Genomic DNA, 19,329 nt, shown 5'->3' with positions numbered 1-19,329 from the left:
AAAAACCGGGGGCTTTTTTGCGCGAGTTGAAACATGTACATTCGCTCCACACAATGATAAAATGTTCGTATATACATGATAACGCTGTCCAACATCAACGAAGTATGCCTACGAATCCGGGCATGCTTTTTTCGGGCGAGCACGAACCATTTCGCAAAGAATGCAGTTGCTCTTCTATGAGCAGGCAGCCGTAGACGTTTTCATACTTTTTGGAGCGGAGTTGCACATATGATAGTGGTAAAGCAATTAATGGATCATTGCCACCGCTTTTTTGGAAGTAGAGGAGAGCTGTATCAATCCGAGGATGCGGATATCCTGATTGCCGTCTATCCGGCAACACGCAAGCGAGGATGGTGGACATATGCCACGCTTGAGCTGCACAAGATGGGAGCAACGGAGTACCTCGTCTATTCCTATCAGTTTGAGCAGAGAATGATTACGCATTTGGCAAGAGTAGCGGCCCAGGTGATTCGTCAGTGGGAGCGTCAAACGACCCGTATGGAGTCTGGGAGCATCTTTTCGCTTGGGGATACAATCGTGGAAAAATCGGTTTTGAATCATATGGTACTGACCCCTGCCTATTATGAAGAGGCTGGACTTGAATATTATACAAACGGCAAGGACGTAATCAGGTTCATGATGCTTCATGCAATCGCGGATTCTGAAGCAAAGTTTTTGGAACAATATGGACTTATGGCATTACAGGAATGGTTAGCGCACTCCGGTGTCGATTCCCTGAATGTTACGCGTACGCCTGCCATCTAAGAAGGGAGCGAGCGAAATGTCAGCGATTCGCTTGAGAGTCACCGTAGTAGTGGAACACGAAGGGAAAGTCCTCCTCATCCGTGAACAGACACAACGAGGCATCTTTTACAACCTGCCAGGGGGAATCGTAGAATATTTGGAAGCGATTCCAGATGCGGCGAAAAGAGAAGTAATGGAAGAGACGGGGCTCCTCGTGGAAATGGAGCGATTGATCTGGATAGACGATCGGATCGATCAGGAAGGGAACGGCAAGCATACAGTCGGAGTGGGCGTTCTGGCGAAGCTCGTCGGTGAAGAGACAAACCCTACGCCAGGTGGTATCGTCGATGAAGAAATCGAATGGGCTGGCTGGGTCACGCTAGAAGAGTGGAAACAACTGCCGAACGACCACAAAACACGCCCGGATCAAGTCAAGCAAGTCTTGTCTGATCCCACTTATCAACCGATGTACTTGGGAAATATGCTGAGCAAAGCAGAATAAAAACAAGAGACACCGCCCTTTTCCTAGTGAAGAGGAGCGGTGTTTTTTACTTTACGCTTTTTGCTGAACGGAAGCTTTTCTTCCTTTTGCGACAGCCAACACGACAATGACAGCCGAGAGAACAGCACCAAGTGTCAATGGCTCGGACAGGAGCAGCCAGGCAGCGATGATGGATAAAAAGGGTTGAAGGTATTGAATTTGACTGACCTTGGAGACGCCACCGATTGCCAGGCCGTGATACCAGGCGAAAAAGCCGAGAAACATACTGACCACGCTAATATAGCCAAAACCGATCCAGATAGGCCAAGTGGCTTGTTTTAATTCAGCGAGTAGAGGACCCGCCAGCGGAACGACGAGTAAAGGAAAGGCGAAGATCAATGACCAACTGATGACCTGCCAACCGCCCATTGTCTTGGAGAGCTCACCGCCGACTGCGTATCCGATCGCCGCACTGATGACCGCTCCGAGCAAGGCGAGATCCGCCCATTGGAGGGCACCAAAGCCAGAGCTGATCGCGTAGGCGATTATCGTCACACAGGCGATCGCACTAGAAATCCAATACTTTCGGGTGGGGCGCTCTCCTGAAAAAAATATCGCTGCGCCTGCCGTAGCCAACGGCAATAGTGCAATGATGACTGCGCCGTGCGTAGCAGGTACTCTCTCCATCGCCCACGATGAGAAAAACGGGAAGCCCGCTACTACGCCAGCAGATACGAGCAACAGTTTCTTGGTATCGTGCCAGGTAGGAAACGGTACGCGTTTGATCAGGAGCACCAATGCGGCCAATACCCCTGCGATCAACGCTCGTCCCAACCCTGCTGAAAGGGGAGAGAGCACGGTAACCACTACCTTCGTCACAGGCAAGGTCAAGCTGAAGCTAAGCACCCCGATGAAGCCATACAGCAAGCCCATTTTCTCTGTATACTGCTGCTCGAGAGTGATTGACTGTTCTTTTTGTACGTCCTGCTTTTCGATCGGAAGCTGTGCACTCATCCGAATCCCATCCTTTATCGAATAAAAGTTTCTGTTGTTCCATCTTAGAGGCGAACGATCATGAAAGGTAGAGCCAATTGGCAGCAGGAGCAGTAAGCCAATTTGTCGAAAGGGAGGAAAACAGCAAGGGTGGAGGAAGGATCAGGATGGAATGGAAGCCGGACAAAGACGCGGGAATTCCGATCTATATGCAAATTGCCAAAGAGCTGGAACGACAGATTGTGCTAGGAGTGCTGCCCCCTGGTACATCTCTGCCGCCGGAAAGAGTGTTGGCGCGGCGCTTTGGCGTCAATCGTGGGACGGTATCGGCAGCGTATGAAGAATTGCGGGCCAAAGGTATTTTACAATCGTGGCAAGGGAGCGGTACTTGGGTCAGTCGTGATCTGTGGGGTGTCAAACAGATGCCAAACTGGTATGCCTACACGAATGGTGGGGCATTCTTGCCAGCCTATCCACTCGCAAAACGAATACAGGATGCGTGCTTCGATTCCTCGATCATCAATCTGGCAAAGGCTGAATTGGCCACGACGATGATCCCGTCATTGATCCCAACGACGCCGGGGGAAGAAAACGAGATCAAGCTTGAGCTGGGCTACGCGCATCCAAAGGGGGAGCCGCGTCTGCGGGAGGCATTAGCTGTACATTTGCACGAAAACTACGGCATTCATGCTTCTCCCGACGAAATTTTGGTGACGTCAGGAGCCCAGCAGGCATTGCATCTCATAACACTATGTCTCTTGAATCCCGGAGATGCAATCGCAATGGAGGGACCTTCTTATTCGTATTCTCTTCCCTTATTCAGCTCAGCTGGCCTGCGTTTATTTCGCTTGCCGATGGATGAGGACGGTATTATACCCGAGGCTGTCTATGACTTGCAACGGGAGCATCGTATTCGCATGGTTTTCGCGAACCCGACCTATCATAATCCAACCGGGACGATTTTAAGCGAGGCACGGCGAACCCAGTTGCTCGATATTTGTCAGGAGCTGCGCTTGCCACTTGTGGAGGACGACGCTTACGGTGCACTGACACTGGCTGGAAGCCCTAGACCGCCAAAACCGATCAAAGCCATCGACGAGACAGGTGCTGTTCTGTATGTCGGGAGCCTTTCGAAAACGATTGCGCCAGGCTTGCGGATTGGCTGGCTCGTAGGACCTAGATCAGTCGTAGAAAGACTAGCCGATGCCAAGCAGCAAATGGACTTTGGCACGAGCAGTGTCTCCCAGCAATTCGCCCGGCAATTTGTTGAGCGAGAGAGCTGGAACAATCAGCAGGAGCGAGTGTCTCGTTACTTGTTGGAGCAGCAACAAACGATGGTAAGGGCTATGCACAATCATCTCTTTGATTACGCCGTATGGAATGAGCCGGGCGGCAGCTATCATATTTGGTGTCGGTTGCTTACTCCCAGGGACGAAACGGAATTGCTGGATGATGCGATTAGGGAAGGTGTCGTATTTACGCCTGGCAGCGTCTATGGAGCGGAAGCGGGCTGGCTGCGACTGACCTATTCGTGGGAGTGCCCGGCGAATATCGAGGAAGGAATTCGCCGTATCCAAAGAGTCCTTCAGCAGAAAAAGCGATAAGAAAAGGGATTATTTCCTTATTTATGAAACTAATTCCCATCTCACTCGTATGCACTATAGAGGCAATTTTAGAAAGGGGGGACAGTCGTGGGCGTACTTGAAAACGTCTACATGGTCTGCCTTGTACTTGGTCTACTCTACACGGTCATCTCGCTGTTGTTTGGCGATACGCTCTCGGATTGGCTGGGACATCTGCATCTGCCTTTTGCACAGCCTATTTTGTTGGTCAGCGGTATGACTGCTTTTGGCGGAGCGGGGTATTTGCTATCTCGTTACACTTCGCTTGGTCCGCTTGTCGTATTGATGCTGGCTGCTGTCATTGGCATCGCTTTGGGTCTTGTCTCGTACTTCCTGTGGGTAAAGCCGATGAGCCATGCGGAAAATTCCACGAGCTATTCCATGAGTCAACTAGGAGGAAAGCTGGGGGAAGTAGGAACGACGATCCCTGCACAAGGACTGGGAGAAGTGCTGCTGCCGATGATTAGCGGAACTACCTACCATATGGCGGCGAGTCTTGAGGGCGAGATTATCCCGCAAGGAACCCGTGTCGTCGTGGTCGAGGTGCGTGACCATGTCTTGTATGTAATCCCCTTTTACACTGAAACTGGCGAAGGAGATGAGAAATGATGTTAGAACCCGGTATTTTGACGATAGTTGGTGTGGTCGTCGCAGTCTTTCTCGTTTTGGGCATTGCCTTTTGGGCCCGTTACAAAACAGTGGGTGCAGATGAAGCAATGATCGTAACAGGTAGCTATCTTGGCTCGAAAAACGTACTCAGTGACGAATCCGGACGCAAGATGAAGATCGTCCGCGGAGGCGGCGCATTTATCCTCCCTATTTTTCAACAAGCAAACTTTCTGAGTCTTCTGTCTCATAAGCTGGACGTATCGACTCCTGAGGTATATACCGAGCAGGGCGTTCCTGTCATGGCAGATGGCGTAGCAATCATCAAGGTAGGCGGTTCCATTGAAGATATCGCGACCGCATCCGAGCAATTTATGGGCAAGAGTGACGAGGCACTGCGCGGAGAAGCACAGGAAGTACTCGAAGGCTATTTGCGGGCAATCCTCGGCAGTATGACCGTGGAGGAAATTTACAAGAACCGTGAGCGATTTGCACAAGAGGTGCAAGCGGTAGCGACGAAGGATTTGAAAAAAATGGGGCTGTCCGTCGTCAGCTTCACGATCAAGGATGTCCGGGACAAAAACGGCTATTTAGCTGCTCTTGGAATACCGCAAATCGCTGCAGTGAAGCGCGATGCGACCATCTCACAGGCTGATGCGGACAAAGAAGCGCGGATCAAGCAGGCGCAGGCAGAGGAAGAGGCGCGCAAGGCAGAGCTACTGAAGGAAACGAACATTGCCGAAGCAGAAAAGGAAAAAGAGCTGAAGGTAGCGGCGTTTAAGCAAGAGCAGGACAAAGCAAAGGCGAGTGCAGACCAAGCCTACAAGCTACAAGAAGCTGTCGCCAAGCAGCAGGTTACAGAAGAAGAGATGAAGATCGATCTCGTCCGCAAGCAGAAGGAAATCGAGCTGGAGGAAAAAGAAATTCTTCGCCGCGAAAAGCAATATGATGCGGAAGTGAAGAAAAAGGCCGACGCCGACCGTTACTCTGTGGAACAGGCGGCAGAAGCGGAAAAAGCGAAGAAGCTGAGAGAAGCAGACGCGATCAAGTACCGCATTGAAGCGGAAGCAAAAGCAAATGCTGAGCAGAAGCGTCTGGAAGGCTTGGCGATTGCCGAAGCTGAAAAAGCTCGTGGTAGCGCGGAGGCAGAAGTCACGCGACTCAAGCTCGAAGCCGAGGCAGAAGGGAAAGAGAAGCTGGCTGAAGCATTTGAAAAATTCGGTCATGCGGCTGTACTCGATATTATTGCGAAAATGCTCCCTGAGCTGGCTGAGAAAATTGCTGAGCCAATGAAGGCGATCGACAAGGTAACAATCGTGGATGCAGGAGGCGGTCAGGGAGATGGCGTCAACCGTCTGAGCGGGAATGTTACGAAGCTGATGGCCCAACTGCCAGAAATGCTGAAAGACGTGTCCGGTTTGGATATGAATAAGATGATCGCAGACTTTATGCAAAAGGGTGGTACTGTACCCACACAGCAACAGCCTGTACCCGTAAAAGTTCAGGTAGAGACGGATTCTATTTTGGAGAACGAAAACAAATAATGAAATCACTCAGAGGAGAAGTGCCCCTTTTTAGCGAGGGGCACTTTTTTAATGAAAGAAAATCAAGGATAGTCTACTTGCTTCGCACGTCCATATCCTCTCAACAATTCGCTGACCGTTACGAATTTATACCCTCTATTTTTCAGTTCAGGCAATATTTGCTCGAGAGCTTTTACGGTCTGTCTGCGATTGCCTCCGTAATCGTGAAATAGCACAATGTCTCCATTCCGCGCGTTGTTCAAAACCTTGTTGACGATTTTTTTTATACCGGGATCGCTCCAATCACGTGTGTCTTGATGCCACGACCACATGATCACCAAAAAGCCGGCTTTCTTGGCAGTATCGACGACGGTCTCGTTATAATATCCCCCCGGAGGACGAAAGAGGGTGGGACGAACCCCTGTTGCCGAATAAATCGTTTCCTGCGTTTTTTGCACCTCTTCTAACAGTCGATTCGCTGACAGCTTTCGAATATCCGGATGACTGTAAGTGTGATTGGCAATCTCATGTTGATCATTCACGAGAGATTTGACGATTCCCGGGTACTGGGTCACACGATTGCCTACGACAAAAAAGGTAGATTTCGCTTGATATTGCTTCAGCAGCGCTGCGATCTGAGGAGTGTATACCTGATCAGGACCATCGTCAAAGGTAAGGGCAATCACCTTGCTCTCTGTCGGCACTTCCCAAACGATATCTCCTCTTGTTTCGTAATACTCGCGATTTTTTTCCCTTATTGCATTGGCCGTCTCGCTGAAGGAAGGAGCAAGAATGACAGCGAGCAAAAGTGGGAAAAAGAGGATGTGTTTTTTCATTCGTTCACCTCGTTACCAGAGACTTTCCTGCTAGGTAGCTATACCTATTGATGTACTCTCCGTTACTATGCGACAAATCTTGATGATTATTCCTGTGTGTCCTTGTGGAAAAGACAGTTGTTCTTTTTGTGCGGATAAATTAAGCTAATAAAAGCAGAAAACGTGAGAGTTAGATGGAGGAATCGATCATGAAGGTAGCAAAATTTGGGGGAACATCACTGGCGAATGCCGAGCAAATAAAAAAAGTATGCCAAATTGTTTTGGCGGATCGGGACAGACGATTCATTGTTGTATCAGCACCTGGGAAACGGCACAAGGAAGACACGAAGGTTACTGATTTGTTAATCGCATATGCGGAGCGATATTTGGCTGGGGAGCCTACAGAGGAAGCGAAACAAGCAATATTTTTGCGCTATCAGGAGATTGTGGCAGGTCTCGGGCTTTCTGCCGAGATTGGTCAAGCGATTGAAGCAGAGCTTGGGGAGGTTCTCGCAAACAAGGCAAGTTTGTCCAAGGAAAGATTCATGGATGCGGTCAAAGCTGCGGGAGAGGATACATGCGCCAAAGTTGTCGCTCGTTATTTGCAGAGCTTGGGCGAGGTGGCGACCTACATCAATCCAAAGGATGCAGGAATGCTGGTTACGGATGAAGCAAGCAATGCCCATATCCTCCCTGAAGCGTATGCCAAATTGGCGACATTGCGAGAGCGGGAGGGAATTGTGATTTTCCCTGGTTTCTTCGGCTATTCGCGTGCTGGTGATCTGGTTACTTTTTCACGAGGTGGCTCGGATATTACGGGATCGATTTTGGCTGCGTCGGTTCAGGCAGAGGTCTACGAGAATTTTACCGATGTCGATTCTGTGTATGTGGTCAATCCGAACCTGATTGCCGATCCGAAAAAGGTGACAGAGATTACGTACCGGGAGATGAGGGAGCTGTCCTATTCCGGTTTTAGTGTGTTCCATGAGGAAGCATTGATTCCCGCGTATCAAGCAGATATACCCGTATGCATCAAGAATACGAACAATCCGTCTGCGCCTGGTACGATGATTGTAGCCGAGAGAGGATCTGCTACAAACAGAGTGTCGGGGATTGCAAGTGACGGCGGCTTTTGCAGCATTTACGTCAGCAAGTATTTGATGAACCGCGAAATTGGTTTTGGTCGCAAGCTGCTGCAAATTCTGGAGGAGGAAGAGCTTTCGTATGAGCATACTCCATCTGGAATTGATAACATTTCTGTCATTCTGCGTGAGCGCGATCTCACGGAAGAGATGGAAGAGCGGATTGTGGAACGCATCCGCCGAGAGCTGTGCGCTGATGATGTCGCTGTTCAGCATAGTCTTGCACTCGTCATGATTGTCGGGGAGGGCATGCGTCAGTCTGTGGGGACAACAGCGAGAGCCACTGCTGCGTTGGCTGCTGCGAAAATCAATCTGGAAATGATCAATCAGGGGTCATCGGAAGTAAGCATGATGTTCGGTGTAAAAGCCGAAGAGGCAGATCGTGCTGTGATTGCTTTGTATCAAGAGTTTTTTGGAGCAGAAGAACCAATAGCTTCCTCATCGTCACAAGCCGCTTCTGTCAGTATGTAGTCGCGTGCTTCGAATGAGGCGTTATTTTCATTCCGTACCCATTGATAGACACACCATTCTGGCTGTGCGGATGCGAGTCCCACAATCCAATAGCTGAGCGTGGGATAATGCCAGCCAGCTATGTCTCGTGCAGAAGGGATTGGCGGCGTATGGGGGTGTGTATGCAAGACCCCAAACCATTGAAGATTGTGCTTGCGGATGTGCTGCAAGGCTTGAAGAAACGTTTTCCCATCCCAAGCGAACACGTGCTTGTCGGGTGAGACGGGCATCGGTACACAGGCTGTAATCGTTGCTTCACGACCTGCGAGCAACGCTGAATACTCATAAGGAAACGCCTCTTGTGCTTCGGCCAGGAGGCGTTTCGCTACTTTTTTCGTCAGGAATATTTTGTTATCCTTAATCGCAAAGGGTTCACCTAACCAAGCGGGATTTTTCATTTCGATTCCGTCCTTCTACTCTATTCGGCCATGATTTGGAGGTTAGCAATCGATGACTACGATACAAGTGGGAGTTTGCGGCTGGGGCGATCAGCACGAATTGTACGTACAAGGTGTACGCAATCGAGACAAGCTGTCGGTATATGCCAGCCACTTTCCAATTGTAGAGGTGGATAGTTCTTTTTACGCTATTTTACCACAGCGCAATTACGAATCGTGGGTGAAGGATACACCTGATCGATTTGGTTTTATTGTCAAGCCGCATCAGGGGATGACAGGGCATCAACGCGGGGAGAGTTCGGGAAGCAGACGGGAATTGTTTCGTCAGTTCGAAGAGAGCATTCAGCCGGTCGTAGAGGCTGGCAAGCTCAAAGCATTGCTGTTTCAGTTTCCGCCGTGGTTTGATTGTACGCGAGAGCATGTCCAGTATGTGACCGCTTGTCGCCAAGCCATGCAGGCGTATCCGTTTGCGGTGGAGTTTCGCCATCAAAGTTGGTTTGAATCACGGTATTCGGAGCGAACGCTGGATTTCTTGCACAAGATAGAAGCGACACATGTCGTATGTGATGAACCACAAGTCGGAAAAGGCTCGGTCCCGATTGTTCCTGCCGTGACGAAGCCATCCTTGGCGTTGGTCCGCTTTCATGGGCGCAACAAAGCGGGCTGGCGTGATCCCGGAGAGGGGCAAAATTGGCGAGATGTCCGTTATTTATATCGATACAGTGAGACAGAGCTTGCAGAGTGGGTTGAACACATCAGACTGCTCGAACGGGAAGCGGATGAAGTCTGCATTTTGTTCAACAATAACTCTGGAGGAGATGCAGCAGCGAATGCGAAGCAATTTTCGGAGATGCTTGGCCTTGCACCTACTGGTCTGAATCCTCGTCAGATGGACCTGTTCTCCACGTAGCAAGAAAGAAGGGGAGTTCATGCTTGTAGCAATTGCCATCTTGTTTGTCATCATCGGAGTCGTGGCTGGCGTCATTGGCAGCATCGCGGGTCTGGGTGGCGGAATATTCTTCGTGCCTGCTCTGCTGTATTTTGCGAACGGGTACATGCCTGGATCGATGAACCCGCAAGTAGCAGCGGCGACTTCGCTGATCGTGATTGCGGTAACCGCGCTTTCTTCCTCTCTTTCTTATCTCAAGCAAAACAAAGTAGATAAGCAGAGTGCCCTGCTCTTTTTTATCGGGAGTGCCCCAGGTGCTATTGTGGGCGTGTATCTTAATACATTACTAGCAGTGGAGGGCTTTTCGCTGCTGTTTGGCTTGTTTCAGCTCTGCATGTTCGTCGTATTGATGGTCAAAGACAAAATCAAGCCACGCAGCATTAAGTGGGAAGTCCAACGCCACTTCATCGACAACGAAGGAAATGAATATGTGTACGGGTATAGCAAATGGTCCGTCATTACGATTGCCTTCTTTGTCGGGATAACCTCGTCGCTATTTGGCGTGGGAGGCGGAATCCTGATGGTTCCAGCCATGATGATATTATTTCGCTTCCCGCCACACATTGCCACGGCTACGTCCATGCTGGTCATCTTTTTATCAGCGGTGGTTGGATCAATCACGAATATCTTCCACGACAACGTACACTGGCTGTATGCAGCGATGCTCGCGCCAGGAGCTTGGGCGGGTGGAAAGCTTGGGGCAATTATTGCCAGTAAAATGAAGGGGCGCACTATCGTGCTGTTCTTGCGTGTTCTGATATTGGGAATTGCCATACAAATGATCGGAGAAGCGATTTTTGGATAATGAGACGAGAGGGAGGGGAAAGTCGTGGCAGACACCTGTACCTTACACATTTTGCACACGAATGACTTGCACAGCCATTTTGATACGATGCCGCGAATTGCAACCTGCCTGAGCATGCACCGAGAAGAGTGGGAGGGCAGGGGAGAGCATGTGCTGACGGTCGATATTGGAGACCATATGGATCGAATGGATATCCGATCGGAAGCGAGCTTTGGGAAAACAAACGTCGAGATCATGAACCGAAGCGGGATTCAATACGCGACGATTGGAAACAACGAAGGCATCACACTCCCAAAAGACAAGTTGAATGAACTGTACACAGATGCACACTCCACGATCATTACGGGCAATCTGTTTGAGCCAACAACACATTCAGTCCCGTCTTGGGCAGTACCATACGCCATTCATACCGTAGGCGAGCTGCGGCTAGCGATTTTGGGAATGACAATTCCCTTTGGCCCCTCCTATCAAAGTATGGGATGGGAGATCAAGGAGCCAATCCCGATTTTGCGTGAGCAGATTGCGGCGCTTCGCTCGTCTGTGGATGTTGTCATTTTGCTATCGCATCTCGGTTATCAGACAGATTGTGTGCTGGCTAGTGAAGTCGATGGGCTAGATATCATTTTGGGTGGACACTCTCACCGGACACTGCCCCATGGAGAACGAATGGGAGGCACCTTGATCACACAAGCTGGACGATTTGGCGAGTATGTGGGTCATGTAGAACTCGTCTGGGACGGGAAGCATAAAAGGATTATAGATATGCAAGCAGAGCTTTTTCAGACGGAACAGTACCAGTCAGACGAAACATTGAGCCAGTTCATTGAGAGTGAAAAAGTATGGGCAGAGAATCGTTTGTTTCAGCCGATTGTTCAATTGGAGCAAGACATGCACATCGGCTGGACGGAGGAGACCCCCTATGGTTCCTTCATTGCAGCAAGTATTCGCAAATGGACGGGGGCTGAGATCGGCATGGCAAATGGAGGACTGTTGCTTGCTGATCTGCCTCGAGGCAGCTTGTCTTTTGCCGATTTGTTGCACAGTATGCCCCACCCGATCAATGCCTGTGCGGTCACGATTACAGGCGCGCAGCTCACTACTGTCCTGGAGCAAGCTATTCAACCGGAAATGGTTCATCGGGAGCTGCGAGGGTACGGTTTTCGCGGAAAAATAGAAGGCTGGATGTGTGTGGACGGATTGCACATCCGCTACAGTGACGATGACCAGCCGCAAATTATCCAGATTGAAGTCAACGGGCAACCGCTTGATCGCGAGCGTCTGTATCGAGTTGGGACGATCGACATGTTTATGTACAATCGCATGTTTCCCGATTTGCTGCTCGGCAGTGAGGTTACGTTTTTCTTGCCCGAGATGCTGCGGGAAGTGCTCGCCACCACGATACAGGACCAACAGATGCTACAAAACGCGTTTCGGCCACGTTGGGAAAAGATATCGTCAACGTCAAAAAACCAATCGTAGAGACCGGTTTTTCGGGAATGCTATCGAAAAACGGGAGGAGACGAGCGATGCGCTTCATTGATGAAGTATACGAGCTGTACAGAGGACATTTTAATGGCGATGAAGAGGATATTACAGCGGTTGTCGTCGGCATTCTCGCGGAGCAGTCTCGGGATGATTTACTGGACTTGGTCGAGGAAATGGACGGGGAAGAGCTGTTTCACATGCTCGCGACGTATATGATTGAAGTCATGAAACGAAAAGTCGCGATGGAGGATGAGCACTTTCCGACAAGCGTCGTGCATTAAACTAAAATCTAGGAACTACCTTTGGAAACCTCACATTTTTCTTCTGAGCGTCATAGGATGGTAACGCTAACAGACAGGAGAGAAAAAGGAGGAATCTTGATGGTCGAGGTAGTGCCAATCCACTTCCCGGAGGGGACGGCAATTGCTGTCACCGTTCGTTTGCCCAAGACGACGCTATTGGCTGTAACGACCGATCATGGCTACATCATGTGTGGAGCACTGGATGTGGGGCTCTTAAACGAGAGGTTGGCAGCGAGGGAAATTCTTGCCGGTCGTGCAGTAGGGGTCAAGACCATACAGGAATTGCTGGATGCGCCGCTGGAGTCTGTGACGACGACGGCGGAGGAGAAGGGGATTACGGCTGGCATGATTGGACGGGATGCTGTCGTAAAAATGCTGTAAACAAACAAATGGTTTGCCTATAGAAAAAACCTTTGTCCCATCATGACAAAGGTTTTTTCGTTTTCTCGGGTCTTGTTTACCAACGGGCAGATTGTTCTTCACAGATTCCGATCTTGCTTTGCACCGCAATTGTTTTTCCATCAGGTGTCGAGAGCGTCCCGTCATATCGGCCGATTACTTGATGCAGAGTGGTTCGCACCAATGCAAAATTTTTGTGCTCGGTTCGAGCAAAAAGCGGCGTAAAGGTAAGGCGTACCGCAGACGATTCTTCACTCGCAAGCGTCCAAGGGAGCATCCGGTTGTCAGGATCGTAGGAAAAATGAATTTGTTCACTCAGCTTGTAGAGGACACCATCGATCATCAAGCCATTTTCGGTCATACCCGTTCCGTCCGTCCAGCCCCTGCCAAAGTTAAAGCCTGCGACACCCTCCGCGTGACGGAAAGAGCAGGTCGTCCAGTTCCAGCGAGTGTGATACGGCCAAACGCCACGTCCAAAATCCAGACTGGCAAACGCATTCTGCGGATCGAGTAAATAGGTTTTCCCGTTATAGGCAATGGTGCCGTGCACAGGCCGCGCCGTTTGCTTTGAAGTGAACTGAAAGCGCTCCGCACTCCACGGAATGACGACATTTAAGGACTCGGATGGCGGATCAATCACGATGTCGAGCGAAAGAGTTTTATCGCCGGGACAAATAGCAGTCGCTTCTACGCTCGTTCCACTGGCTCCGGGCTGAAAGGAGACAGAGAGCTTGCGACTCGTAAAATGGCAAGGTTCATCTACAGTGGCACCCAGTCGAATCCCTGCACCAAAAGGAACCGTTACGGCACTGTCCGCCGTTTCCCCTGTCGTTAGATCAATAAAATGGACAAAGACAATGCCAGCGTAATCCAGATTGACCATCGCAATCGACATTGCACATTCAGGCGCGGTGATAAACCAAAAATTCCATTTTTTCCGGCGAAGCCAATGCCCGCTAAATTGGCAGTCATGCAACGGATACCGGGACCAGCCAATTGCTTCGGGAAGTAAGCGGCCCTTTTGATCACATAATGAAAGAGGCTGCGTTAACTCTTTTTCGATCAGTGACATACGATCATCTCCCTTGCAAACAAGGATTCTTCCAGACAAACTCGTCTTCCGTGTCTTTCCTCGGTAGACATGAAAAGCAAATCTAGAAAAAATTTCATGTAGAATCAAGTCGAATCACGCTATAATAGGGATACCCTGAGGAAAGGCGACGGAAGGAAATGCGACTGAAATCCATTCAAAAATGCCAGCCGGGTGATAAACTGGCTCGTTCCATCTATACAGAGAATGGAACGATTCTCGTTGGCGCCGGAGTAGAACTAACCCAACGAATGATAGCTCGACTTAAAAACAAAAACGTGAACAGTCTCTACATCCAAGACAAGCGCACGGATGATATCATTGTGGAGACAGTCATTTCCGAAAATACTCGCAGACAAGCAATGTCCATGATTCACGATACATTCCGAACCGTTCATCAAGTCCCGGACAAATGGCAGCAGCTTTTTTCGGACAAGGGTTTGGGACGTAAGCTGCGGGATGTCATGCAAACCGTTGCGGATGAATTGAACAATAATGATTCAGCCATGAATTTATTGGCAGATGCTTGCGCCTTCGACAATTACATATTCACGCACTCATTTAACGTTGCCTTGTATAGCACAGCTCTTGCCATCAATACCGGCTGTTCGGAAAAAGATGTGTTGGAGATTAGTATTGGCGGTATGCTCCACGACATCGGAAAAGTGCATATCCCAGACGATATACTGAAAAAGCCTGGCCGCCTTACACAAGAAGAATTTGAAATCATGAAAAGACATACAGAGATCGGTTTTGAAATGCTGCGTCGGCAAGACGACATCCCTCTGCTTGCAGCCCACTGCGCTTTTCAGCATCACGAGCGCTGGGATGGCTCCGGTTATCCACGGCACCTGAAACAAGAAGAGATTCATCCGTTTGGTCGCTTGATGGCAGTGGCCGACGTATTCGATGCCCTGACGTCGCATCGGGTATACCGTCGAGGAATGCTCCCTCACGAAGCGATGGAGGTGCTCTACTCCGGTTCAGGCAAACTGTTTGACCAAGTCTATGTGGAGGCTTTGCGAAATACGATTGCACTCTACCCTGTTGGTCTGACCGTCACCCTGAACAATGGTCTGTCTGGTGTCGTTGTCGATTCGAACAAAGGAATGCCGAGCCGTCCGATCGTCAGAGTCCTGGTGGATGAAGAAGGTCGGGATATCGAGCATCCTTATGAGTGTGACTTGTCCAAAATGCTGACGCTGATGATCATTGCTTGTGGCGATTTGGTATAATCAGAGCCAGTCCTTCTTTTTGAAAATGATAAACATCGTCGTGCCGATGGCCGCCATACATCCCAGCACGATGTAGTAGCCATAGGGGGAACGAAGCTCGGGCATCACATCAAAGTTCATCCCGTATATCCCCGTCACAATCGTCAATGGCATAAAAATCGTCGTCAAGGCGGTAAAAACACGCATAATATCGTTGGCTCTGCCGGCAAGCGCCGCTTGATACGCTTCGCGCAAGTTTCCAATGAGCTCGCGAAAAGCTTCAAAGCTCTCTACAATTTTGCTGGCATCCTCTACAATATCGCCAAAGTACTTCCGCAAATAAGGTTGAATCAGCGGGAGTTCTTTTTTATGTAGGGCGTCAATCAAATCCCGCTGGGGAACGAGCATTTTACGGGCGTACAAGATCTCACTGCGCAGCCCGATAATTTGATCCAGATGGGATTTTTTCGTGTGCATCAAAATTTGTTCTTCCAGATCTTCAAGCAGGTCCTCAATTTTTTCGGTTACATCAAAATAGAGATCGACAATTTGGTCTACCAAGTAGTACAGAAACGCATCGGGGCGGTTGACTTCTTTTTCCCGGATGATCGACAGCATGGTAGTGAATTCTGGGGCCTCCTGCTTCGTTACGGTGATGATGGTGCTGCTGCCCAAAAAAATATTGATCTCGCGCAAGAAGATATCATGATTGTGGAAGGTAATGCCATTGATGACCATAAAGTAATGATCATCGTAATTTTGCAGCTTGGGCCGCTGTTCTTCCTCGTCGATGCAGTCCTCGACAGCCAGATGATGCAGTCCGAACAGCGGCTGTAAAATATCCAAATCGAATGGAGCGGCATGAATCCAGTAAAACCCGTTCACAGGTGGAGTAGCAGCCTCTTCGATGTCTTCTATCTCAGTGATGATTCCGTTTTGTACGAGCCTTATCTTCATGATCGATTCTCCTGCAAGTAGATTCGTTTTCAGCGGGGAGACGGGGCCAGATCTGTGTGAGAATCAATTCATATGCAGAACGAAGTGCCCGGCGGCTAGGCGGAGCCTGTGATGCACGCTGTTGCTTGGGAGTCTTCATGCAAGTAGCCTCCTCGATGATAGCCTTCATCCTATACGTATGAACGTCAACTCGTCCTTTTTCCCGCTGCGGCTAGTGGTAATATTGCCATAGTGTTCCTCACTTTCTGCGATCCCTTTCTCTATTTTACCGTTTAGGACGGTTTGACCAAAGCCATTTTTTGCATACTACAGATAACCTGAGCAGATGAAAAGGTGGATGTATCGACATGTGGACAAGCAAAAGGGTAGGTATGATCGGCTGTATCGTATGGATGTTGACAGGAGCCGGGTGGGGACAAGCAGCTCTTGCCCTTGAGGTGAGAGACGTACAACCTCCTCCGACTGTGTTCGAGGAAATCCAGATCAAACAGCAGGATGTGACAGGCGATGGTCGACCGGATCTCGTTACGTTGCTAGGAAAGAGATTTGCGGCAGACAGCCCTTACTTCGAGCACTTAAAAATCATGGTTCAAGACCCCGTTGCGAAAAAAACAACCTTTTTTACAACACCGTATGGCGCTTATCAGCCGGAGATGTTCTTTTGTGATTTTACAGGAGGCGGTGTGCAACAAATTTTGCTTCAGGCGCCGACTGGGGGCAGTGCAGGGACGTCTGAGTTTTATTTGTTCGCAAACAAGGACAACAAGCCGGCGATTCTGCCAGTTCCGCAGCCCTTGACGATTTCGGGCTCCTATCAGGATCATTACAAGGTGCCCTTGACGATCAAGGAGACGGGGGAGACTGTCGTTCTCGATTTGTCTGATCGCAAAAAAATCTATGAAGAAAATGGTGTATACAAGAACGGGAAGCTGGTTTCTCCAGTAGAGGTCATGCCTAACACGTTCAGCGTACTCAAGCCCATCGATGAGAATCGCGATGGAATCTGTGAATTAAAAGGGGAACAAAGAGTCAGTGGTGTTGCCAACGCCGATACGATCGCGTATGTGGAGTCCTACTGGAAATGGGACAAGACAAGCTGGAAGCTGCAACGAGTAGTTGTGAGGAAAGCGGAAATGTAGGCGTAGCTAGGCTCAAACAACCGCCCATAGACAAGGTGGGCGGTTTACACCCGTTTGTAAAGGGGTATATAATTGAAAGGATATTCCAGAGATATATGTACTCGGATAAAAGGAGTTCAGGCTATGAGCACATGTCCGTTTTCCACCTTTTTTGGGTTGAAAGGGAAAGGAAAAAGTGAATCTTTTTTTCAGGGGGTGAAGGAAAAGGGGGAAGTGCATATTGTAGGGAAAAACACCCTCGCAAAGCAACTAGCAATGATCAACCTGACCGAAGAAGAACTGACCATTGTGAAAGCACTTCAGCCACTTATCATTCAAAATATTGACGCTATTGTCGACTATTTTTATGCCAGTATTGAAAATGAACCGATTTTAATGAAGATTGTAAACCAAAACAGCACGATTGAACGGTTGAAATTAACGTTGAACCGCCATATCTCCGAAATGTTTAGCGGACGCATCGACAGCGCTTATATTGAACAGCGCAGTAGAATTGCGGTTATTCATATGCGAATTGGCTTGGAACCAAAATGGTACTTGAGTGCCTTCCAAAACATGATGGTTTCCTTGATTGATCTCTTGCAAAAAAACATCGCGGACAAGGATGAATTCGTACGAGCCCTCACAGCCGTCACGAAGATTCTAAGCATCGAACAGCAAATTGTGCTGGAGGAATATGAAAACGAGCATGAAAAGGCACGGCGAGCGGAACAAGACAAAAAGGACGAGCTGCGAATCCTCCTGACCAATTCTGCACATGAGCTGGCAGCGGTCTCAGAAGAAAACAGCGCGTCAGTTGTGCAATTGACAGAACAGTCGAGAGAAGTGCTTCGTTTTGCTGAAAATGGCACGGGCTTTTCCACGAAAGCACAAGACCTGTCCCGTGAAGGCAAAGAAAAGCTGGAAAAACAACAAGAGCAAATGTGCTTGATTCAGAGCAGCGTCAAGCAAATCTCGGAAGAAATGAACGCGATGGAGGAAAACGCAGAAAAAATCCAAGGGATTGTAGAGGTCGTGACGGCAATTGCTGAGCAGACAAATCTTTTGGCATTAAATGCTGCGATTGAAGCAGCACGTGCTGGTGAACAGGGACGTGGATTTGCCGTCGTAGCCGATGAGGTACGCAAGCTGGCAGAACAGACCAAAAAGTCGGTTTTCGGTGTGCGTGAACTGATCGAGAAGACGAATCAACAGACAGTGGTCCTCTCGTCTGTCGTGATAGAAATTCAAGCGTTGGTCCAATCGAGCACGGCGGTAGTAAACGAGACGAATGCCTTTTTTGAAGGAATCATGAGCGCTGTCTCAGACAGTAAAGAACAGAGCTCACGGATTCAGCGGGAGCTGGAAAACTTCTTCAAAGTCATGGAGGATATGAACCAAGCGGTTGCACAGGTAGCCAGCTCTGCGGATGAGCTATCGGAAATAACAGAAAACCTGTAAAAAGTATTACGTTGTCGGTTCAAAGGAGCAATATTGGCGGCAATTACGCAATGGAGGACTGTAAACGTTTACGGAAACAACTGGACTTTGTCCATTGTTGCGAATGGCGTGAATTTCCCCTGGCTCTACAAAATAGCATTCACCCGTGCTGACATGAGTTGTTTGTGCTCGTTGAACTTCATTTTCAATATTCGTTTGGACATAAATCATATTTGTTAACGTGCCTGAGACTACCAATTCCCATCCAAAAGAGTCACCGTGATTATGTGGAATGGATTCCTGATCTGCTGGCAGATGGATCAAGACAACTTCTACATGTGGCGTGGAGAATAATACTTTGCGTCCATAAGGCAGATTTAGCGGCTCCGGGATGTATGGACCGAGCTGTTCCATGCAGGGAGACAGGGAAATGAGAGCGTGTCTAAGCTGGGCAGGAGTAGGCGAAACGAGGGACCCAAATGCTTGTTCCAGACGTTCCAGATTCATAAATAACCTCCCAAACGAAAGTCATACTCCCTATACCATATGATCGAATTTCAAGAGTAGTGATAGCCTGAGCTCGTCCAAAAGGGAATTATTTACCATTATTATTGCATTGTAAATCAACAGGATTACTTGAGATTGGGGCGCTTTGAAAGAAAAAGCGTCCTTTTTGTGCTATCGACAATCAGCCGACTCACCACCTATTATGGAAGTACGGCAACAAATGCCGAAC

At 49.1% G+C, this 19,329-nt stretch carries 20 protein-coding genes; 14 read left to right on the top strand and 6 right to left on the bottom strand.

From position 1 onward, the window contains the following. The first annotated feature begins 228 nt into the window (after positions 1 to 228). Together AB432_RS24930 and AB432_RS24925 are read left to right on the top strand one after the other, a co-directional pair. Positions 229 to 765 (top strand): suppressor of fused domain protein, encoded by a 537-nt coding sequence (locus AB432_RS24930; RefSeq protein ID WP_048034580.1) that lies wholly within the window; start codon positions 229 to 231, stop codon positions 763 to 765. Between the two features lie 16 nt (positions 766 to 781). Continuing rightward, entirely contained in the window at positions 782 to 1,246 is a 465-nt protein-coding gene (locus tag AB432_RS24925) for an NUDIX domain-containing protein (protein ID WP_235617547.1), read from the top strand. 51 nt (positions 1,247 to 1,297) lie between these two features. Here the strand turns inward: AB432_RS24925 and AB432_RS24920 are convergent, their stop codons facing one another. Then, positions 1,298 to 2,239 (bottom strand): DMT family transporter, encoded by a 942-nt coding sequence (locus AB432_RS24920; protein WP_048034578.1) that lies wholly within the window; start codon positions 2,237 to 2,239, stop codon positions 1,298 to 1,300. A gap of 146 nt (positions 2,240 to 2,385) precedes the next feature. Here AB432_RS24920 and AB432_RS24915 point away from each other — a divergent pair, with 146 nt between their 5' ends. From AB432_RS24915 to AB432_RS24905, 3 genes are all read left to right on the top strand, one after another. Further along, the gene (locus AB432_RS24915) at positions 2,386 to 3,822 is read left to right on the top strand and encodes an aminotransferase-like domain-containing protein (protein ID WP_048034577.1); all 1,437 of its coding nucleotides are present in this window, start codon (positions 2,386 to 2,388) and stop codon (positions 3,820 to 3,822) included. An 87-nt stretch (positions 3,823 to 3,909) separates the two neighbouring features. Continuing rightward, complete coding sequence (locus tag AB432_RS24910) at positions 3,910 to 4,449, top strand: NfeD family membrane protein (RefSeq protein ID WP_048034576.1); 540 nt, start codon at positions 3,910 to 3,912, stop codon at positions 4,447 to 4,449. After that, entirely contained in the window at positions 4,449 to 5,990 is a 1,542-nt protein-coding gene (locus AB432_RS24905) for a flotillin lipid rafts scaffold protein FloT (RefSeq protein WP_048034575.1), read from the top strand. Before AB432_RS24910 ends, AB432_RS24905 begins: the two co-directional genes overlap by 1 nt. Positions 5,991 to 6,052: 62 nt before the next feature. Here AB432_RS24905 and AB432_RS24900 read toward each other — a convergent pair whose 3' ends face one another. Then, positions 6,053 to 6,805 (bottom strand): polysaccharide deacetylase family protein, encoded by a 753-nt coding sequence (locus AB432_RS24900; protein WP_048034574.1) that lies wholly within the window; start codon positions 6,803 to 6,805, stop codon positions 6,053 to 6,055. A gap of 188 nt (positions 6,806 to 6,993) precedes the next feature. Here AB432_RS24900 and AB432_RS24895 point away from each other — a divergent pair, with 188 nt between their 5' ends. After that, positions 6,994 to 8,397 (top strand): aspartate kinase, encoded by a 1,404-nt coding sequence (locus AB432_RS24895; protein ID WP_048034573.1) that lies wholly within the window; start codon positions 6,994 to 6,996, stop codon positions 8,395 to 8,397. Here the strand turns inward: AB432_RS24895 and AB432_RS24890 are convergent. Then, the gene (locus AB432_RS24890) at positions 8,328 to 8,834 is read right to left on the bottom strand and encodes a M67 family metallopeptidase (protein WP_048034572.1); all 507 of its coding nucleotides are present in this window, start codon (positions 8,832 to 8,834) and stop codon (positions 8,328 to 8,330) included. The genes AB432_RS24895 and AB432_RS24890 overlap by 70 nt on opposite strands. Positions 8,835 to 8,886: 52 nt before the next feature. Between AB432_RS24890 and AB432_RS24885 the strand changes: the two genes are divergently transcribed. The 5 genes from AB432_RS24885 to AB432_RS24865 all read left to right on the top strand — a co-directional run bounded on the left by AB432_RS24885 (position 8,887) and on the right by AB432_RS24865 (position 12,756). Beyond that, positions 8,887 to 9,744: a DUF72 domain-containing protein gene (locus AB432_RS24885; RefSeq protein WP_048034571.1), complete on the top strand. Its 858-nt coding sequence runs from the start codon at positions 8,887 to 8,889 to the stop codon at positions 9,742 to 9,744. Between the two features lie 19 nt (positions 9,745 to 9,763). Next, positions 9,764 to 10,588 carry a sulfite exporter TauE/SafE family protein gene (locus AB432_RS24880; protein WP_048034570.1) on the top strand — a complete coding sequence of 275 codons (825 nt, stop codon included), beginning with the start codon at positions 9,764 to 9,766 and terminating at the stop codon, positions 10,586 to 10,588. Positions 10,589 to 10,612: 24 nt separating this feature from the next. Further along, positions 10,613 to 12,067: a bifunctional metallophosphatase/5'-nucleotidase gene (locus AB432_RS24875; protein ID WP_048034569.1), complete on the top strand. Its 1,455-nt coding sequence runs from the start codon at positions 10,613 to 10,615 to the stop codon at positions 12,065 to 12,067. Positions 12,068 to 12,114: 47 nt separating this feature from the next. Next, positions 12,115 to 12,354, top strand: a complete 240-nt coding sequence (locus AB432_RS24870) for a DUF6154 family protein (RefSeq protein WP_048034568.1) — start codon at positions 12,115 to 12,117, stop codon at positions 12,352 to 12,354. Positions 12,355 to 12,453: 99 nt separating this feature from the next. Next, on the top strand, positions 12,454 to 12,756 hold the full coding sequence (locus tag AB432_RS24865) for a YunC family protein (RefSeq protein WP_007715663.1): 303 nt from the start codon (positions 12,454 to 12,456) through the stop codon (positions 12,754 to 12,756). Positions 12,757 to 12,832: 76 nt separating this feature from the next. Here the strand turns inward: AB432_RS24865 and AB432_RS24860 are convergent, their stop codons facing one another. Then, complete coding sequence (locus tag AB432_RS24860) at positions 12,833 to 13,846, bottom strand: DUF2804 domain-containing protein (protein WP_048034567.1); 1,014 nt, start codon at positions 13,844 to 13,846, stop codon at positions 12,833 to 12,835. A 158-nt stretch (positions 13,847 to 14,004) separates the two neighbouring features. On the opposite strand from AB432_RS24860, the gene AB432_RS24855 reads away from it, so the two are divergent. Further along, a complete protein-coding gene (locus AB432_RS24855) occupies positions 14,005 to 15,099 on the top strand; it encodes an HD-GYP domain-containing protein (protein ID WP_048034566.1) in 1,095 nt (364 codons plus the stop codon). Here the strand turns inward: AB432_RS24855 and corA are convergent, their stop codons facing one another. Beyond that, positions 15,100 to 16,035 carry a magnesium/cobalt transporter CorA gene (gene corA / locus AB432_RS24850; RefSeq protein ID WP_048034565.1) on the bottom strand — a complete coding sequence of 312 codons (936 nt, stop codon included), beginning with the start codon at positions 16,033 to 16,035 and terminating at the stop codon, positions 15,100 to 15,102. Between the two features lie 347 nt (positions 16,036 to 16,382). Between corA and AB432_RS24845 the strand changes: the two genes are divergently transcribed. Beyond that, on the top strand, positions 16,383 to 17,174 hold the full coding sequence (locus AB432_RS24845; RefSeq protein WP_048034564.1) for a hypothetical protein: 792 nt from the start codon (positions 16,383 to 16,385) through the stop codon (positions 17,172 to 17,174). Positions 17,175 to 17,297: 123 nt separating this feature from the next. Then, positions 17,298 to 18,614 carry a globin-coupled sensor protein gene (locus tag AB432_RS24840; protein WP_048034563.1) on the top strand — a complete coding sequence of 439 codons (1,317 nt, stop codon included), beginning with the start codon at positions 17,298 to 17,300 and terminating at the stop codon, positions 18,612 to 18,614. A gap of 6 nt (positions 18,615 to 18,620) precedes the next feature. On the opposite strand, the gene AB432_RS24835 is transcribed toward AB432_RS24840, so the two are convergent. Beyond that, positions 18,621 to 19,100 (bottom strand): cysteine dioxygenase, encoded by a 480-nt coding sequence (locus AB432_RS24835; protein ID WP_048034562.1) that lies wholly within the window; start codon positions 19,098 to 19,100, stop codon positions 18,621 to 18,623. Between the last annotated feature and the right edge of the window lie 229 nt (positions 19,101 to 19,329).

The sequence above is a fragment of the Brevibacillus brevis genome, from assembly GCF_001039275.2.
Taxonomy (GTDB): Bacteria; Bacillota; Bacilli; order Brevibacillales; family Brevibacillaceae; genus Brevibacillus; species Brevibacillus brevis_C.
Note: the sequence above shows the minus strand (reverse complement) of the source record. Positions and strands in the feature narration are given on the sequence as shown.

What these genes read in the sequence shown, in the direction of transcription:
- AB432_RS24930 (WP_048034580.1), top strand. Translation starts at nt 229, where the DNA reads ATGATAGTGGTAAAGCAATTAATGGATCATTGCCACCGCTTTTTTGGA.
- AB432_RS24925 (WP_235617547.1), top strand. Translation starts at nt 782, where the DNA reads ATGTCAGCGATTCGCTTGAGAGTCACCGTAGTAGTGGAACACGAAGGG.
- AB432_RS24920 (WP_048034578.1), bottom strand. Translation starts at nt 2,239, where the DNA reads ATGAGTGCACAGCTTCCGATCGAAAAGCAGGACGTACAAAAAGAACAG.
- AB432_RS24915 (WP_048034577.1), top strand. Translation starts at nt 2,386, where the DNA reads ATGGAATGGAAGCCGGACAAAGACGCGGGAATTCCGATCTATATGCAA.
- AB432_RS24905 (WP_048034575.1), top strand. Translation starts at nt 4,449, where the DNA reads ATGTTAGAACCCGGTATTTTGACGATAGTTGGTGTGGTCGTCGCAGTC.
- AB432_RS24900 (WP_048034574.1), bottom strand. Translation starts at nt 6,805, where the DNA reads ATGAAAAAACACATCCTCTTTTTCCCACTTTTGCTCGCTGTCATTCTT.
- AB432_RS24895 (WP_048034573.1), top strand. Translation starts at nt 6,994, where the DNA reads ATGAAGGTAGCAAAATTTGGGGGAACATCACTGGCGAATGCCGAGCAA.
- AB432_RS24890 (WP_048034572.1), bottom strand. Translation starts at nt 8,834, where the DNA reads ATGAAAAATCCCGCTTGGTTAGGTGAACCCTTTGCGATTAAGGATAAC.
- AB432_RS24885 (WP_048034571.1), top strand. Translation starts at nt 8,887, where the DNA reads ATGACTACGATACAAGTGGGAGTTTGCGGCTGGGGCGATCAGCACGAA.
- AB432_RS24880 (WP_048034570.1), top strand. Translation starts at nt 9,764, where the DNA reads ATGCTTGTAGCAATTGCCATCTTGTTTGTCATCATCGGAGTCGTGGCT.
- AB432_RS24870 (WP_048034568.1), top strand. Translation starts at nt 12,115, where the DNA reads ATGCGCTTCATTGATGAAGTATACGAGCTGTACAGAGGACATTTTAAT.
- AB432_RS24865 (WP_007715663.1), top strand. Translation starts at nt 12,454, where the DNA reads ATGGTCGAGGTAGTGCCAATCCACTTCCCGGAGGGGACGGCAATTGCT.
- AB432_RS24860 (WP_048034567.1), bottom strand. Translation starts at nt 13,846, where the DNA reads ATGTCACTGATCGAAAAAGAGTTAACGCAGCCTCTTTCATTATGTGAT.
- AB432_RS24855 (WP_048034566.1), top strand. Translation starts at nt 14,005, where the DNA reads ATGCGACTGAAATCCATTCAAAAATGCCAGCCGGGTGATAAACTGGCT.
- corA (WP_048034565.1), bottom strand. Translation starts at nt 16,035, where the DNA reads ATGAAGATAAGGCTCGTACAAAACGGAATCATCACTGAGATAGAAGAC.
- AB432_RS24845 (WP_048034564.1), top strand. Translation starts at nt 16,383, where the DNA reads ATGTGGACAAGCAAAAGGGTAGGTATGATCGGCTGTATCGTATGGATG.
- AB432_RS24840 (WP_048034563.1), top strand. Translation starts at nt 17,298, where the DNA reads ATGAGCACATGTCCGTTTTCCACCTTTTTTGGGTTGAAAGGGAAAGGA.
- AB432_RS24835 (WP_048034562.1), bottom strand. Translation starts at nt 19,100, where the DNA reads ATGAATCTGGAACGTCTGGAACAAGCATTTGGGTCCCTCGTTTCGCCT.